Source organism: Microcoleus sp. AS-A8 (assembly GCA_039962225.1).
In the GTDB taxonomy this organism is placed as follows: Bacteria; Cyanobacteriota; Cyanobacteriia; order Cyanobacteriales; family Coleofasciculaceae; genus Allocoleopsis.
Genome location: JAMPKV010000011.1, coordinates 93,979 through 111,068, shown reverse-complemented (window position 1 = coordinate 111,068; position 17,090 = coordinate 93,979). Strand labels below are relative to the sequence as shown.

14 protein-coding genes are annotated in these 17,090 nt (G+C 47.7%); 7 read left to right on the top strand and 7 right to left on the bottom strand.

Features of this window, described 5'->3' with window-relative positions:
• Positions 1-298: 298 nt before the first annotated feature.
• The 5 genes from NDI48_18825 to NDI48_18805 all read right to left on the bottom strand — a co-directional run bounded on the left by NDI48_18825 (position 299) and on the right by NDI48_18805 (position 6,520).
• Positions 299-3,136, bottom strand: a complete 2,838-nt coding sequence (locus tag NDI48_18825; GenBank protein MEP0833227.1) for an AMIN domain-containing protein — start codon at positions 3,134-3,136, stop codon at positions 299-301.
• A 264-nt stretch (positions 3,137-3,400) separates the two neighbouring features.
• The gene (locus tag NDI48_18820) at positions 3,401-4,195 is read right to left on the bottom strand and encodes a hypothetical protein (GenBank protein ID MEP0833226.1); all 795 of its coding nucleotides are present in this window, start codon (positions 4,193-4,195) and stop codon (positions 3,401-3,403) included.
• Positions 4,192-5,046, bottom strand: a complete 855-nt coding sequence (locus tag NDI48_18815; GenBank protein ID MEP0833225.1) for a PilN domain-containing protein — start codon at positions 5,044-5,046, stop codon at positions 4,192-4,194. Before NDI48_18815 ends, NDI48_18820 begins: the two co-directional genes overlap by 4 nt.
• A 4-nt stretch (positions 5,047-5,050) precedes the next feature.
• Positions 5,051-6,160 (bottom strand): pilus assembly protein PilM, encoded by a 1,110-nt coding sequence (locus NDI48_18810; GenBank protein MEP0833224.1) that lies wholly within the window; start codon positions 6,158-6,160, stop codon positions 5,051-5,053.
• A gap of 114 nt (positions 6,161-6,274) precedes the next feature.
• Positions 6,275-6,520 (bottom strand): hypothetical protein, encoded by a 246-nt coding sequence (locus tag NDI48_18805; GenBank protein MEP0833223.1) that lies wholly within the window; start codon positions 6,518-6,520, stop codon positions 6,275-6,277.
• A 255-nt stretch (positions 6,521-6,775) separates the two neighbouring features.
• Between NDI48_18805 and NDI48_18800 the strand changes: the two genes are divergently transcribed.
• The 3 genes from NDI48_18800 to NDI48_18790 all read left to right on the top strand — a co-directional run bounded on the left by NDI48_18800 (position 6,776) and on the right by NDI48_18790 (position 9,219).
• The gene (locus NDI48_18800) at positions 6,776-8,068 is read left to right on the top strand and encodes a sugar ABC transporter substrate-binding protein (protein ID MEP0833222.1); all 1,293 of its coding nucleotides are present in this window, start codon (positions 6,776-6,778) and stop codon (positions 8,066-8,068) included.
• A gap of 57 nt (positions 8,069-8,125) precedes the next feature.
• On the top strand, positions 8,126-8,368 hold the full coding sequence (locus NDI48_18795) for a hypothetical protein (protein ID MEP0833221.1): 243 nt from the start codon (positions 8,126-8,128) through the stop codon (positions 8,366-8,368).
• A gap of 65 nt (positions 8,369-8,433) precedes the next feature.
• Complete coding sequence (locus tag NDI48_18790) at positions 8,434-9,219, top strand: alpha/beta hydrolase (protein MEP0833220.1); 786 nt, start codon at positions 8,434-8,436, stop codon at positions 9,217-9,219.
• An 86-nt stretch (positions 9,220-9,305) separates the two neighbouring features.
• On the opposite strand, the gene NDI48_18785 is transcribed toward NDI48_18790, so the two are convergent.
• The gene (locus tag NDI48_18785; GenBank protein MEP0833219.1) at positions 9,306-9,992 is read right to left on the bottom strand and encodes an S-layer homology domain-containing protein; all 687 of its coding nucleotides are present in this window, start codon (positions 9,990-9,992) and stop codon (positions 9,306-9,308) included.
• Positions 9,993-10,603: 611 nt separating this feature from the next.
• On the opposite strand from NDI48_18785, the gene NDI48_18780 reads away from it, so the two are divergent.
• Positions 10,604-12,718, top strand: coding sequence for an S-layer homology domain-containing protein (locus NDI48_18780; GenBank protein ID MEP0833218.1), 2,115 nt, complete (start codon positions 10,604-10,606; stop codon positions 12,716-12,718).
• A gap of 223 nt (positions 12,719-12,941) precedes the next feature.
• Here NDI48_18780 and NDI48_18775 read toward each other — a convergent pair whose 3' ends face one another.
• Positions 12,942-13,136: a hypothetical protein gene (locus NDI48_18775; GenBank protein MEP0833217.1), complete on the bottom strand. Its 195-nt coding sequence runs from the start codon at positions 13,134-13,136 to the stop codon at positions 12,942-12,944.
• 489 nt (positions 13,137-13,625) lie between these two features.
• Between NDI48_18775 and NDI48_18770 the strand changes: the two genes are divergently transcribed.
• The 3 genes from NDI48_18770 to NDI48_18760 all read left to right on the top strand — a co-directional run bounded on the left by NDI48_18770 (position 13,626) and on the right by NDI48_18760 (position 17,077).
• Positions 13,626-14,750, top strand: a complete 1,125-nt coding sequence (locus tag NDI48_18770; protein ID MEP0833216.1) for a peptidoglycan-binding protein — start codon at positions 13,626-13,628, stop codon at positions 14,748-14,750.
• Between the two features lie 290 nt (positions 14,751-15,040).
• A complete protein-coding gene (locus tag NDI48_18765) occupies positions 15,041-15,418 on the top strand; it encodes a hypothetical protein (protein ID MEP0833215.1) in 378 nt (125 codons plus the stop codon).
• Between the two features lie 240 nt (positions 15,419-15,658).
• Complete coding sequence (locus NDI48_18760; protein MEP0833214.1) at positions 15,659-17,077, top strand: LCP family protein; 1,419 nt, start codon at positions 15,659-15,661, stop codon at positions 17,075-17,077.
• Positions 17,078-17,090 lie beyond the last annotated feature (13 nt).

Below are 17,090 nucleotides of genomic sequence, written 5' to 3'. Positions count from 1 at the left end.
AGTTATGTGGATTTCAGGATTTTCGGGCCATTCACAGTGGAAAATTAGGAATTTATACTCATTCTTTGGTGGTCTTTCCTCTCTGCTGAGGGTTAGGAACACCTGAACCCTCACCTAAACGAACTGGATAAAAAAGCTACTAGAGCCTGTTGAAGGCTTACAAGAAATCCCAAAAAAACTCAACTCCCTGTTAAGCTGTGGGAGTCTAAAGTCAGCCCGTGCAGGACTGAGAGCAATTAACTTCGCTGTTCAAGCCAACGCCGTCGTTTAAGACGGCGCTGAGTCGTTTACCAGTTGGTTAAGGGGAAACACCCTGCTGTTGCAAAAGTTGACGTGTTTCTCGCCCCGGTGTGTAACTATAGCCAAACGACGAGCCTTGCGCGTCGTCAATAATCTGCGGTGTGAGCAAAACAATTACCTCTTGCCGCTGATTTACCCGGTTGGTGCTTCTAAACAAGGCTCCCAGAATCGGAATATCGCCCAAAATCGGCACTTTTGATACAGTGGTTCGGTCTACTTCTTGAATAATGCCGCTGAGGATTAGCGTTTGACCATCTCGCAGGCGAATTTGCCCTGATTGCAGTTGCCGCTCTTGGACTAAGGTGATTTGACCTTGCGGCGTATTTTGAGAACCCCCAATGGCAGAGACAACTGGATTAACCGTTAGTGTGATAAAGCCGTTATCGTCAATCTTTTGGACATTAATCGGTAGGATTAAGCCAGCCCTCTTAATGATGGGTTCCTGAACCTGAGTGGTTAAGTTTGTCGTGGGGTCGGTTTGGGTCTGTAATCGGAATCCACCAAAGACCTCTTGCGTCAGGTTCACTGTTGCTGTCTGACCCTCTTGAACAACGAGCGTTGGGTCGGTCAAAATCTTGGCGTTGCCACTAGTAACCTGAGCTTGCAAGGCTGATAACAACCGTTTGGGGAATTGGAACAGACTGGGAAGAGCCTGACTTACTGTTCCTAAAGTTCCCGGTGTGAAAGTAGCTGTGGTGGTCGGTGGAGTTGCACCAGTAACCTGTGTGGTTCCATTAGGAAGAACTGTAGTTTGACCGGGATTCCCAGGAGTTGTCGTGATAGTGGTAGTGTTAGGCGTGCCGAATGTGAAGTCTGTAATACCTGCTTGGAATGGGTTTCCTGTAGCGCCAGCATTACGGTTATAGAAGCTGGCTGGTGGGAGTGCATTCGGTGGTGGGTCGTTAATCACACTGACCTGCCCTCCATTGTTAATAATGGTTCGGTCGCCGATACCAGTTCCTGGGACAACTGTGGAGTTGTTGAAGTCGATGAACGTATTGGCCGGATTGTCACCCAACGGACCATAAGGATTAACAACAACCGCTGGGTTGGCCAAACTATTGGTGACCTGTGCCGAAGAAGGTGGGCGAGATGGACCGTAATTAAAGGAAGCCGCTCCACCATCATTAACAAAGAAGCTATCCCCAATCCCAAAGGAGAAGCTGGCGTTAAATACATCGGTTCCGGAGAGGTTAACGTCCACAATCTTGACGTTTACCGCAACTTGACGACGCCGCAAATCCAACTGCGTCAATAAGGCTGTGGCGATTTCTACTTTGCGTGGTTCGCCAATCAAGGTGATGGCTCCGAGACGCTCATCAGGTGACACGGCTAGCCCTCGCAGTACCAAGGGACCTGTTAGTCCAGCTCCTCCTGCTCCTCCAGGCCCTCCAGCTCCGCCTCCAGTTTCTTGGGGAGTGATTTTACTGACCTGCGTCTGAGTGTTTTGAATTCTTTGAGCCGCTGCTCCTTCCCCGACAACGGTTAGAGTCGTCTGGGTTGTAATTTGCTGTTGCTCTGCCCCCTGAGAAATTAGGAAGCCCACAGCCTGCCCAACGGGGACTTGATTGAGGCGCAAGGTACGAGCGACGATATTGCGGGCACTTTCGGGTAGTCTGGCACCCACGAAAATTGTGCGTCCAACTCGGTTTGCCTGGAAACCCGAAAGCTGGAGGACGTAGTTAAATACATCTTGAACGGGTTCGTTTTCCAGATCCAGAGAAATAGTCTGCTGTGCACCGCCTGCGGCTCCACCTGGAGCGCCTGGTTGAGGAGTCCCTCCCCCTCCATCGGTGAAGGCTAGGTTTAGACCGGCGGAGCGAGCTAGGAGCGCTAAGACTTCTCGAACAGGAGCTTCTCGCAAAACCAGGCGGGGAACACGTACCCCTGTCCCCAAGTCAATCACACTAGCCGCCGCACTAATATTCGAGATAGCAATATCACCCACTGGTGGTGCTATTGCTCTGGGTAAGAGTGGAGGCGCTGGGGCAACGGGTTGTACTGTACCGGCCGGTCCTGCGGGTTGAACCGGAACGCCATCAATCGTGATTTGCGGGTTGGGAATCAATACGTCCGGTGCCGGAGCTGGCACTGGAGCTTGTGGCGCTGGTGCTGGAGCCACTGGTGCTTGCACCGGGACAACGGGTTGAGGTACCGTCGTTTGAGCAATAGAAGTTGGAGTGGCTGGAGTCGGCGCTTGCTTAACCTGACGAGCGATTGATTTCTGGGTAGCAGAAGTTGGCGCGGCTTGATTTGGCGCTTCTTCGAGAGGTTGAGATATCGCAGTTTGGCTTACAGGAGTTGGAATTGTGGCGATACTCGCCTCTGCCTTGTCAGCCTGTAGGGATAGGATATCCGGTGTCGCCGATAAGACAGGAGCATTGGGTGACGAAGTGACAGGATGGTAACCTTGGGTTTGAGCCTTGACTTGTGTGCTAATCCCTAAAGTGATTAAGTCCTGATTACTTTGGAGAACTTGACTCGCGGGAGGGCTGCTTGTACCGCTGACGGTAACTCTAACGCTGTTAGCATCTAGCTGGCTCACAACGACAGAGCTAATACCAGGCATTGGATCTGCTTGACGGAAGCTGTCACCCTTGTTCAAACTGAGCTGAGTATTAACTATATCGGCCACCAAATCATTACCACGGCTCACCGTGAAAACCTGCGGACGCTCAGCGCCAGCTTTTGTCTCCAGAGTAAGTTGAAGTTCACCTCCACTGTTGTCGAGTCGCACAGATGTCACCTGCGTCGTTGTTGCTAAAGAGGGCTGTGTTGCTAACAGCGCTACTGCTCCTCCAATCACAATTCCACTCAATGCTTGAGCCTGTCTCACGGTTCACTCCTCACCTATAAGAGCTATTTTGCGAATAGCTTGATAGCAATTAGCTTTTAGAAGTTAGCTATTATCATTCCCAAAACTCTGGAAAAACCTTCCTGATGTATGGGCTTTACCCCAATGGGAAAACTACTACCTCTCGACCTAGGCCACAAAGGGATGTAGGATTCCTATTCGTACATTCCACTGAAGAAGGTCTTAAAGCTAATAGCTTACCTGCTAATCACACTATTTTTTACGTTTTTGTTGCTTTCTTTGGTTTTAGGGCTTAAGTTTTTGCCCAAGCTGAGTCAATGCTGCATTGGGTTCCTCCGGCTGCACCGGCATCAGTACCTCTAGCTTAAATGTGGCCTTGAGGTTCGGCTTAGCATTCGTTACCACCCCTTCCTGGCCTGGTTTGTCTTTTTTCCGGACTCCGGGAACTGCTTTGCCACTGGGGTCAACTAATACAAGGATCGGCTCATCACTCGTTTCAAGTCTAAAGTCTTTAACGACCAATAGCGTCTGCAAGCGCTCAAAACTCCGCATGATTGACTGAATTTGGTCGAAGCTACCCACAAGCTCTACGTTGACGGTTTTACGCTTCAGTTTGCCATTGACCTCTGCTCCCAAAGAACCATCCTGAATAACACCATCTGTCGCTGGTGGATTTTCTCCGGGATTATAGATTTGTAAAGCACCATTTCTTTCTTTAATGGAGCTGTTGAGATTCAGCAACAAAGTATCCAGAGTTTTTTCATTGGCAAATAAACTGAGTACCTGCTTATTTTGAACCTTGGCTGCCTCTAACTCTTGCTTTTTCAGCGCAATTTTCTTTTTGGTATCCTCTAGTCTCTTAATGTCGTCCTGGATTTTAGCCTTTTCGCCTTGTAACGTCTGATTCCGCTCCCACTCAGGCTGTACAACGTTGACAAACAGATAAGCTGCTCCCAAAAGACCTAAGACAGCAAAGATTATCCCCCCCACTTTAGGAGTGAAGGTAATACCAAAAGCGGTTGGATAGTTAGGAGTTTCTACCTGACCTTCAGGAAGAAATTCTTCATCAGCGTATGTCATTTTTGAAATACTCCTTTGTCCTGAAGGGTTCTAATCCGGGTTACGAGTCCCACAGCGCCCTTACGATCTAACTCTCTAATTAACTCCGAAGCTGGGACATCATTTAAACTCGTTTGAATTGTATATCCTACCGCTTTCGGAAGTTCGTAGGTCACTCGACCACCCGCTTGGTTTTGGTTTTGGGGATAATTGAATTCCAACTTATTGGGATTCTCCTGCAACTTAGCAGAAATTAATTGAGTTTCATTGCTTTTTAAGAAAGGAGAGCGCTGAAGTGTCAAGAGGAAATAATTCACATCATCAAACGAGCGAGCAGAACCTGTTATTTCCAGCTTGGTCGTCATGTTATTGGATGGGTTAGCGGGTTGAGTTCCCGGCTTAGGATTGTTTGCCCCTGCCGCTGGAGCCGCTGGAGCCGCTGGAGCTGCTGTAGCCACGACTTGTTTTTGATCGATGGATTGAATTCGTATATTCGGGGGAACACGTTCCCGAATATCCTGCAACACCGCAGACCAAGGCTTGATTTGATTAAAGACACTGGCTAGGGCGACTGTTTCGCTCTTGACTCTATTTGTTTCATCCGTGAGCTGCTTAATTTGTTGCTCTGCTTGCTGTAAGCCTCCCAGCGTCACCTTCAACTGATCGATTTCTTGCTGTACTTGAGCATTTTGCTGTTGCAGAAAAAACCATAAGCCCCCCACCAATCCTGGCAGGAGGAGACCCACTGCGACTCCGATAATCAGTGGTGTCATCGACCCCACAGGCGTCGGTGGAGCAGAAGCCCTTTCTCCCCCCCGTTGTCCGAGAGGATCAGGCCGATCTTTTAGAAAATTAACATCTAGACTATACATGGCTTCAAACCTCTCGTAATCCTAATCCCAGTACAGTGCCTAAGCCCGGTCGTTGCACTGAGGGAATTTCTTGGTCAACCTCCAGCGAAAGAGCAATCACTGGGTCTACCTGAGTCGTGGGTAAGCTTAAGCGTTGGGTGAAAAATTCATCCAGTTGTCCAATTCCACCTCCAGGACCTGCTAGTAATAGCTGAGCGACTTCTAGATTGTCGCTCTGATTTAAATAAAAATCGATGGAGCGGCGCAGTTCATCGGCGAGTTCTCCCAAGACTCTCAGCAGAGCTGCCATCCCTGGATTAATGCCTGTCGCTCCAGTCCGTCCTCCTAACCCATCAGCGGGAACCGGCGGAATCGTCATCCCCTGTAGTAGCTCGGTGTTCCTTGAGGTTGGTAAATTCATGGCTCGTGAGAGAGCGCTCTGGAGTTGGAAGGTTCCAATGGGAACGGTGCGAGAAAATTGAGGAACACCATCGACAATGATCGCAATCTCAGTGCTGTCAAATTCAATGTCCACTAAGACCGCTGCTTCTTGGGGAGAAAATTGCCGTAGTTGCTCTCTCATCGTCCGAATCAGGGCAAAGCTATTAATCTCCAATACATCCACCTGTAATCCAGCTTGCCCAAATGTATCCAGATACGTGTCAGTTATTTCCTTGCGGGTGGCGACTAAGAGGACTTGCACCTTTTCAATGCCATCTTCATCTTGAAAGAAGCCCAACTTTTGATAATCCAAGTCTACTTCTTCGCGGGGATAAGGCAGATACAGACCCGCTTCATGGTTGAGCACCATGTCTCGCAGTTCTTGATCATCTAACTCGGCGGGAATGGGGATAATGCGGATAATGGATTCCCGCATCGGTACGGCAGTGGCGACGCGATCAACTTTGAGTTTACTCTCGGCTAATGCTGTCCTAATCAGTTCAGCCAAAGCTGGGGAGTCGGCAATTTTCCCATCTTGGAAAATCCCTTCCGGCACCTCGTGAGAGTATAGGGTGGCAACTTTGTAGCCCTGACCCTGCTTTCGCAGTTGAGCGATATTAATTCGTTCTGGGGCCAATTCTATCCCGACGCCTTTCTTGCCCTTTGAAAACAGCCCTTGAAAACGGTTAAACATATCCTGGTTCAGCGGAGCGAAAATTAAGATTAAGAGACGTGATGAGCTGAAAGATTTAATCTAACAAGATTAATACTGATGCATGGTACCCAATCTAGCTCACAAACACCATGCTTAAGCGATATTTTCTCCAAGAATAAACAGGCAAGCTCCAACGGGAGGGAGGGTTGGTGCAAGAGCGATTCCAGAGTCTTTCGTCGCTTGGCTTATATTGTTATTTTGGCACCCTAACGATTCTTCACGCCTGCACTTGGCTTTGACGATGACGATTGATGCGATCGCTACGTCTTTTGGGAGAGGGCGATACGCTGACTTTGCCCTGTACTGAACCTCAATCATCCATCCTTGCTCTTTTTTCAAAATGAACCTAAGAGTGAGGTGGAGTCGAGAGGCGGTAAGCAACAGGCGACTCTTTCAATTTTAGTTTGCACAAAGGAAAGTAATAGCGCTGGCTCTAATCTGTATCCGCCCAGCCGATTGTACAAAACGTAACGCTCAAGGAACTTGACCGCAGGCTAACGCCTTCAGAGACGCTCGCACCTTCATTTATCCTCTGCTTACAGTAGGATAATTGACGGCTAGCGCGATGCATCAAAATTAAAATTATAAGGTTACATGAGCAGAAGCAGAATCAGAACTTGGAAACGTTTAGGAATTTTGGCTTTGTTGGGACTAATGTTGGGCTTGGTGATTAGCTGCCGTCCAACAGCCTCTTCCTCTAAAAGTCCTGAAATTGAGTTCTGGACGATGCAATTGCAGCCGAAATTTACCGATTACTTCAACCCACTCATCGCTCGATTTGAAGCCGAAAATCCCGGTGTCAAGGTTCGCTGGGTAGATATTCCTTGGGCGGCGATGGAAAATAAAATCCTCACGGCTGTTTCGGCAAAAACCGCACCCGATGTAGTGAACTTGAATCCGGGTTTCGCCTCCCAACTGGCATCCCGGAATGCTTGGTTAGAACTGGATAACCGAGTTCCAGAGTCCGTCCGTCAGCAATATTTACCCAACATCTGGAAAGACAGTACCCTCAACGGCAAAAGCTTTGGTATTCCTTGGTATCTCACCAGCCGAGTGACAATTTATAACAAAGAATTGTTGCAAAAAGCGGGAATTAGCCAACCCCCCGCTACTTACGCCGAACTGGCGCAGGTAGCCAAGCAAATTAAAGATAAGACGGGGAAGTATGCCTTCTTTGTCACAGTGGTTCCAGAGGATTCAGGTGAAGTACTGGAATCGTTCGTACAGATGGGAGTAGAGTTAGTGGATGCTCAGGGTAAAGCGGCATTTAATACTCCCAAAGGCAAAGCGGCATTTCAGTATTGGGTAGATTTTTATCAGCAGGGGCTAATGCCCAAAGAAGCACTCACCCAAGGGCATCGACGAGCGATCGAATTATATCAACAGGGCGAGACGGCGCTTTTGTCTAGTGGTGCGGAGTTTATGGATACGATCGCCAAAAATGCCCCAAGCATTGCTAAAGCTTCAGCTACCGCCCCTCAGATGACCGGTGAGACGGGTAAAAAGAATGTGGCAGTGATGAATATCGTCATTCCTCGCGATACAGATAATCCGGATGCCGCCCTGAAATTTGCGCTGTTTGTCACCAACTCTGAAAATCAGTTGGCTTTCGCCAAAGCCGCGAACGTTTTACCCTCCACACTAGAGGCATTGCAGCAATATCGGCGATCGCTCACCCGCGATGGCAAGGCGTTGCCTGTAGAGCAAGCTAGGGATATCAGTGCGAGTCAAATGGAACAGGCACAAGTCTTGATTCCAACCATGAAAAACCTCAACAAGTTGCAAAAGGCCATTTATGAAAATTTGCAGGCAGCAATGTTGGGAGAAAAGACGGTAGATCAGGCGGTTGCGGATGCTGCACAGCAATGGGATAGTAGTCTCTCTTGATAGGATGGACGAATACAATTCTCCTTTGTATTTGACACAGAAAAGGAAATTTTATCCATGTCGTCCCTGGTAGAAAAATTAATGGAAGCCGGCTGGTGCTACGAAAGCAATCGTCCCCAGCATGAGAAAGAAATCAGTGAAATTTACAAAGACTGGGAGATTATTACTTATCCCGAATTAGCTTTACACTATCTACCCACGGGAGAGTATTTTATCGGCTCGATTAACACTAGCTCAAAGTCGAATGTCACTCAAGCCAAAGTAGGATTAATCAAAGCTCTAATTGATTCAGCTTCCTAATCAACCATGAATTAGATCCAATTATTCTGAGCGAAGCACGTCTTTAGATTTTGAGGTTGTGCGCGTTGAAAATCAAGCAATCCAGTCGGCGTCAATTTCTGTTAAAAGGGGTTAGCACTCTCTCTGCAAGCCTCCTATTAAAAGCTTGTCAAAAAGATTCCTCTTCTGCCCAAGAACCAACTCCTGTTAGCTTGGGAGATCCATCTCAATATTTGCAATTTATCTCAGTACCACCGGCTCAAGGGCGAATGCCTGCCGGGTTAATTGTTTGCCTACATGGTAATGGTAGTACCCCTGAGTTTATGGCATCGTTTGCATCCGCACTGAACCTCCCCGAATACCACCTTCTATTTCCTAGGGCACCCTTTTCTCATCCCACTGTTCCTGGCGGGAAGATGTGGTATGATTTGACGATAAAAAACTCCAAGCCGCAAATTGAAAACTACCAGCGCTTAGCCGAAAGTCGGCAACGTTTAACGAACTGGCTGAAGTCTCTGCAAGGTAGGTTTAGCCTCCCTCTATCACGCACGATTTTGAGTGGGTTGTCTCAAGGTGGAGCGATGACACTGGATGTTGGCCTGACTTTGCCACTAGCTGGTTTAGTATCTTTGAGTGGCTATCTGCATCCAAATCCAACACCAAAACTATTTTGGAAGAACAGCGTTCTCCCTGTCTTGCTCGTGCATGGTAGACAAGACCAGCTTGTACCTCTAAGTGAGGCTGAACATGCTAGGAATACCCTATCCGCTCTTAATGTGAACGTGAAGTATCAAGTGTTTGACATAGGGCATGAAATTAAACCACAAGTGTTAGCCGTGATGCGAAATTTTGTCTTAGAGACAATGCCATAAAACTGTGCGAATTTAGGACTGTGAAAGATGTTGGGTATGAGCGATATATCATGGCACCTACTCTACACCCAACACCCCATACTTCACTAACCGCGAACAGGTTCTTCGACTTTCCAGGGAATTGGCGCTGTATCTTCCTGGCGTTCCAGATACTTACTCAACGCGTAAGCCATATCTCCACGAGTCATCGGTTCTAAGGGTTTAATCTGGTTGCTGGTGGCATCGACATTAATAAACCCCTCATATAACGCTGTGGCAACTGACTTTTTTGCCCAGTTTGGTATTTTATCTGAATCAGGATACTTAGACAGCAATTCTGCAACAGTATTATCAGGAAACTGAAACACACCATAACCCTGAGCCAAGATTGAAAAAGCTTCGGCACGAGTGACGCGTTGATTGGGGAAAAACTGTCCTGAGCGATAGCCACTCATGATGTTATTTTTCAGCACTAGCTGAATATCTTTATAAGCCCAGTGAGAAGGGGGAACATCTTGAAGGGGAATCGCCCCTTGTTGCTGAGGTTGCCGTTGATCCAGCTTAAACGTTTTGACCAAAATGGAAGCGAGTTCCGCACGGCTTAGAATTCGTTCTGGACGAAAATTTCCATCCGGATAGGGAGTCATCAATTGAGCTGCCACTACCTGATCAATTGGATCGCGCGGTGCTGATTCTTGAGCCAAAGCGGGAACAGCTTGCAGCAAAAACACGAAAGATAGAATGCTAACAATTCGATGCATGATGCTTGCTAACGCTGCTTTTTGCAACGCCACGAGTTTTACAAAAATGATTGACGTTACTATTAACACAGAAGTTCTCAATTAGAGCAACCTGGGGGTTGAGTAAAGCGCCTGAACTTATAGAAGGGTGAGGGCTAGGCTATCCTCTCTACCTAATCAGAGCATATTGCGCTCAAGCCGAAGATGCCCTCCCTCGATTGGGTACTTTAACAGTTGAGCGAGGCGAAAATTCTGATCATGATCCAATCGATTCACCCAACAGCAGGAGGCGGACTCGATCAGGCCAAGCTGAAATAAAAATTGGGTCTTTAACTGCATTGTTGTGATGAACATCCGTTGAACAACGCGCCTACACCGTGAACATCAACGGTAGCAAGATGCACCTAGGGTTGGGTGGCACCCCCTATTGCGACACCTAAATTTGTAGGTAGGCTTGATTGGCTTGCTAGCTAGGATTTTGGAGACTTTTCAGATAGTCTTCTTCCTTTTCAGGAACGAAGCCGTAAGCCGTTGAATCACTAAATTATCCCGTTTGCAATTCTTGTACCCGAAAACATCAGGAGCGGTAGATTAACCACAGCTCAAATCTTGTACTGCTGGCAAAGCCGCCTTGTTTGTTTACTATCTTTTGTGAAATTCTAACTATGCCTCAAACTCTTTACGTCAATCCAGGAAGCGGTAGTGATAGTGCTGATGGTAGTCAGTCTGCTCCCTTAAAAACCATTAAGAAAGCACTCGAAAAAGCCGAATCTGATACCACCATTCAACTGGCAGCAGGGAATTACACGGCGTCTGGCGGTGAAGCTTTTCCCATTAATATTCCCAGTGGGGTTAAGGTGGTGGGTAATGAAGGGAATAAAGGCAGTGGCATTTTGATTGAGGGTAGCGGGCAATACAACAGCCGTACCCAAGCCGGTCAAAATATCACATTTTTACTGGCGAGTAATGCCGAACTTCGAGGAGTAACCGTAACCAATTTGGCAAGCCGAGGTACTGCTGTTTGGATGGAATCGACAGCCCCCACGGTTGCCAACTGTACCTTTACCAAGAATAAGCGTGAGGGAGTGTTTGCGACAGGTGATGCCAATCCGGTCGTTCTAAATAATAATTTTATTGACAATGATGGCAATGGCATCTCGATTACACGCAATAGCACTGGTGAATTCCGAGGAAATACCTGCAAAGATGCGGGTTCTGGCATTAGCATTGATGGAACTTCTGCGCCTAAATTGATCAATAACACCATTTCTGGCAATCGCTATGGCTTGATTATTTCGGGTGAGTCTCGACCCGTCCTGCGGAATAATCAGATTGAAAGCAACACAGAAGAAGGTGTAGTTGTTACCAATAAAGCTGTGCCCGATTTAGGCAGTAGCAGCGACCCCGGAAACAACACCATCCGTAATAACGCTCAGCTTGATTTGAACAATGGCACTAGCAGCCAACTGATTTCCTTCGGCAATACGTTGAGTGCGTCGAAAGTTAAAGGCTCAATTAGTATTGATGGCATTGCCTCCAATGGTGGTGGTTCATCCGGTGGTGATGGCGATTCATCCGGTGGTGGTGGCGATGGGAAAGACCCCATCTTTTCAGATATTCAGAATCATTGGGCAAAACCGTTCATTCAGGCATTGCTGGATAAAGGACTCATTACAGGCTTTAGTAATGGCACCTTTAGACCCGATGATAAGATGACCCGTGCTCAATATGCTGCCTTGTTAGTTAAAGCCTTTAATCCAACCGCCAAACGAGATGCCACGAAATTCACCGATGTCGCCAATGATTTTTGGGCAAAGGATGTAATTCAACAAGCCTACCGCAGCCAATTTATCTCAGGCTTCCCGAATAACACCTTCCGACCGAATGATAATGTCCAGCGCCTTCAAGTGATTGTCTCACTCATCAGTGGCTTGGGCTTGGGTGCGTCGGATACGGGGATTTTAACCGCTTATGACGACCGCAGTGCTATTCCTGACTATGCCAAGGATGAAGTAGCGACGGCAACGAAGAAGCAGATTGTGGTGAGTTATCCGCAAACCAAGCAACTCAACCCAAACAAAGAGGCGACTCGTGCTGAGGTGGCGGCTTTTGTTTATCAAGCGTTGGTGGATGCTAAGCAGGTCAGTGCGGTTAACTCTCCTTATATTGTCGCCGTTCAGTCGGATGGGGGAGGTGATGGCCTTGCCTTTACCGATATTAAGGGTCACTGGGCGGCTGATTTTATTAGTGCTTTAGCGAAACAAGGTTTAATCAGTGGCTTTAAGGATGGCAGCTTTAAGCCGGATGAGAAGATGACTCGTGCTCAATATGCCGCCCTGCTGGTTAAAGCCTTTAATCCCGGCGTAAAACGAGATACAGCGAAATTCACCGATGTAGCGAATGATTTTTGGGCAAAGGATGTCATCCAACAAGCCTATCGCGGCGAGTTCGTGTCCGGCTTCCCGAACAATACCTTCCGACCCAATGAGAATGTCCAGAAGGTGCAAGTCTTGGTATCGGTGGTGAATGGGTTGGGTTTATCGGCCTCTGACCCCAATGCTTTGACGGCTTACGATGACCGCACTAAAATTCCTGACTACGCCAAAGACGAAGTGACGACAGCGACGAAGAAGAAGATTGTGGTGAATTACCCGCAAACCAAGCAACTTAATCCGACCAAGGAAGCCACCCGCGCTGAAGTAGCAGCAATCATCTATCAGGCGCTGGTCGATGCCAAGAAGGTGAGTGCCATTGACTCTCCTTATGTCGTTTCTGCTTAACTCTGGAACGTTTAGATTGAGGATTTAGGATATAGCCGTTCTCAGTTGCGTTGAGTAGAGGGTAGGGAACAGGTTGTACCCCTACAAACGACTTGTATTTCACTCAATTGAGAACCGCTATATTTTAGCGAACGCTGGTTTCCAAACCAACACTCGGAGGTTTTTTCACTTGCGATTGCGCTGCACACAGCAGCCAAGCTGAACACGAATGAAAAGCTGGCTATCAATTGAGCGGTCGATATTTCCCGACTCGCCATAAGAAGACGATCGCTAAGATTAAACTGGGTGTCAGTACAGCAATCAATGCGTTCACGGATGTTGCGCCCACGGGTAAGCTAGGCCCTCCGTACTTAATCAGAACAGAGACTCCAAGGGAGAGGATGAAGACTTTGAGAATAAAGTTGGCTTGAGTACTCATAAACTCAAAAAGGAAATATTAAAATCCGTAGGATGTGCTCAACAAGTGTAATGCATCCGTTAAAGGTGCTGTGTTAAAGAACACTAAGTCATCAATTAAAAGACTCCCCATCCTGCTAATTGAGTCATACCCTGTACTATCCCTTGCCAGAGTTATGAAAAAATCAGCATAGTTCACATCTGTGATCCGTTGCCAATGCTTACAGCATTATGGCTTTGGCCACAAACAAGAGAAGATCGCGCTTTCTAGTGCGGCCTCTCAAAGCGTAGATGGAGCAAAATAGCCTCTAAGTTAACTATATTTACTGATTCAAACTCTGTACTTTGTGGCTTACGAACCATGGGATGATTCAGCAAAGACTTCGCCGAACGCAAACGCTTTTCGTGCTTTCCTGTCGCTGACACCCTTATAACCCGTGAGGGGTTCCGGATTAAACTATCGAAAGATTGAAGTCATCACTCACATCAACTGCACTCCAACTCTAACATCATGAAACTGCAAGATTTTATCGGCAAAGACCTGAAATACAGCATGGAGGGAATTGCCTCTGACAAAGAACTCGCAACCCAGATTCAAGTTTTGCTCATCGGTTTGGGACTGTTGGAACCGCCGGCTGACGGCAAGTTTGGCCCCATTTCTACAGCCGCGCTCGAAAAATTTCAAAAACTGATGAAAATTAACGAGCCAGAACAGCTCGGAGCGGAAACGGCAAAACAGCTCATTGAAACCAAGCCTGAAGATTTGCCAGCGCCTCCACTCAAGCTAGGCAATGACTTGGCGAGTCGTATTGTCAAGTATATGCAGCTTAAAAAATATGAAATTTTTCAGGGAATCCGACAGTACAACATTGTTTACGTTGAGGGGATGAACGGCGACGCCACCCTCAACAACGATCCCCCCAATAATTTCAATGACCGCCGGATGGTAATCCAGATTGTGGATGGCGTTCCGGCAATTGTCGGTAACTGGCAAGCCACTACAGAGCCAGGATACCGTTATACGCAACGTCCCATGAACCCTGGGGGAGCAGCCAGAATCAAGTTTGGTCAATATAAAGCTTGGCAGGTCGGGATTCACGGTACCACTGACCGTCACGAAGCACTCATACAGACTGGGGGAACGGTTACCGTACACCGGGACTTCAACAAAGACTACCAGCGCGTTGGCGACAAGGAAGATACGGGCTACTTTGCCATTAATCAGCACTGGGGTTACGACTTCCCGACCAACAACATTTACTATGCCAGTGCGGGTTGTTTAGTGGGGCGCTTACGTCAGGGACATCGGGAGTTTATGAGCCTGATTAAACAGGATCGGCGCTTCCAACTTAATAACCGTTACGTCTTCTATGCGACGGTGATCTACGGACAGGATCTGATGAAGGAAACTGGAGGTATCTCAGAATCGCTGCAACTTTTAAAGGAAGGTTCCAGTGGACCACTGGTCAAGCAATTACAACAAGCTTTAAAAGATCAAGGATTTAATCCTGGAACAATTGATGGCGTGTTTGGTTTAGGCACAAAAGCGGCTGTCAGAGCCTTTCAGCAGGCCAATAAGCTTGAGGCAGATGGGCTTGTAGGTCAGCAAACCTGGAATGCTCTGGGCATTGCATGAGCTGATTCTCAACGATGGATTTGTTTTTCGACGCCCCTCAGTCGTTTTTTGATGTCGTCCTGAGTTAGGAGTCAAGGGAGAGCCTCGAATCCCTTGCTCCCTCTACATCTTGGCATTTGAACGCAACTCAAGATAAAAATTTTGACTAGCGTTAGGGTATTAATAGAGCCATCCTCAATCATGGGTGAAGACGAAATCATCGACTTCTTCAACAAGTCGGTGATCTGAAGCGCTGGTACCTCACCGTTTAATCCCTTCCACCACGCCCCATCTCCCTACCCCTAACCGACATGAGAGAGCCTGATCCACTTGAAAATCGAGAGCTTCAGCGTTTGCAGATGTTTGTATACCTGATTCCCGTCTTTGGCTTTTTCCCAGCCCTGTGGACGCTTTATCGCCGTCAGGGGACGCGGGAACAACAGAGCGTGAGTCGCTTGTCTATTACCTTGGCGTTCGCTTGGCTGCTGGGCTACCTTTTATTAGCCGTAGGAGCAGGAGCGCAAACCTCGGAATTTTGGACGCTACGCTTGTTATTTATGAATAGTCTGCTGACCTCTGGCTATTTTTTGGTAAGTATTGGGTTGATGGTACGTTTGTGGCAACGCAAGCTACCGCGTCTTCCTGGAATAACCCAGATTGCTGAAAAAACCTTACGCAAACACTTATAATTCAACCTTCGCGCATAAAGCTCTTGCCGCTAAGGCATAAGCCAGTGTTTAATAGTTGTTTTTGACGGATTGCTTGAATTCCTTCAAGGATTTACCGGGTTTTGCTGCAAACTGTCAGAAAAGCTGCTATGAGTGTTCTTATTCAACACTTCATATTAGACTCAGGGTTAAGCATTAGTGCATCGGTGAGTTATCTTCAAAGATTTCCATCCCTTTTGCGTGTGTGTGTGAGGAAGCTAAGTGTCTGCTCGAAAAACTTATCAACAATCTGCTTCGGGGCAGAACAGGGATTACGCCCAGCTTGCCAGCGACGCTAATCGCCCTGTTCGGAAAAAGTCTTTCAAAGGAAAGCGAGGGCATTGGCTCTGGCTTTGGATGGGCTTTACTGGTGTGGCTATGTTGTCGGCGACAGCCGGTGCGCTAGTAGCCGTATCACTCTCTAGTAAGCCATTCCAGCAAAGTCTCCTCCGTCCTGATGAGGCAGCGATGTTTACTCAGGGTGGAAGCATGGCTACGGGCAATCTTCATTTACCCGAATTGACTCGACCGGTCAATATTTTAATTTTAGGAACTAAAGTTCTTGCCTCTGATTTACAGGGCAAACAGGTGGACAAGCCTGCCTATGAGCTGATCAACTCTTTTGACGGGCATACTGATACGATGCTCCTGCTGCGGTTTGACCCAGAGGCAAAGAGGTTAACTGCACTCTCCATTCCTCGCGATACTCGCGCTTATATAGAGGGACATGGCACTAACAAAATCAATGCTGCCAATGTCCACGGTGGGCCTGCACTGACAGCGAAGACAGTAAGTGATCTATTAGGTGGTGTTGGCATTGACCGCTATATCCGAGTGAATGTTCAGGGGGTTCAAAGTTTGGTTGATGCTTTAGGGGGCGTGACCGTCTATGTCCCGCAAGATATGAAGTATCAAGATGATTCTCAGCACCTTTATATCAACCTGAAGAAGGGCAAACAGCACTTGGATGGGGAGAAAGCCCTACAGCTTTTACGTTTTCGCTACGACAAAAATGGCGATATTGGTCGAGTGCAGCGGCAGCAACTTGTGATGAGAGCACTCACGGAGCAAGCGCTCAATCCTGCCACTTTGTCACGACTGCCGAAAATTCTCTCCCTTATTCAGTCCCACATTGACACTAATTTAAGTGTGGAAGAACTCGTTGCGTTGGTGAGTTTCGGTGTTCAAACCAATCGATCCAACATGCAAATGCTCATGGTGCCGGGTGAGTTTAACGGGGATGGGCGGCACGATGTCAGTTACTGGATACCGCACAAGCGCGGTATCCAGCGCATGGTAGCTCGATATTTTGACCAAGGCTTTAGCGAAACTCGTGAAGTTGACCCAGCCTATTTGCGAATTGCGATTCAAGATAGCACGGGTCAGCCAGATGCCGCTTCTTCTCTGATTAAAAATCTTCAGGAGGCTGGTTACCGAAACATTTCCATTGATAATAATTGGCACGAACCGTTGCGAGTCACTCGTATTGTCGCGCAGCAGGGAGACCCTCAGGGCGCTAGTGCTATCCGTGGTCATTTGGGATTTGGTGAGGTACGCGTTGACAGTACCGGCAATCTGGGTTCAGATGTCACCATTCAGTTGGGCCAAGACTGGCTCCAAAAAGAAGCTTCTTCCCAATAGCGCTTTTCAACTT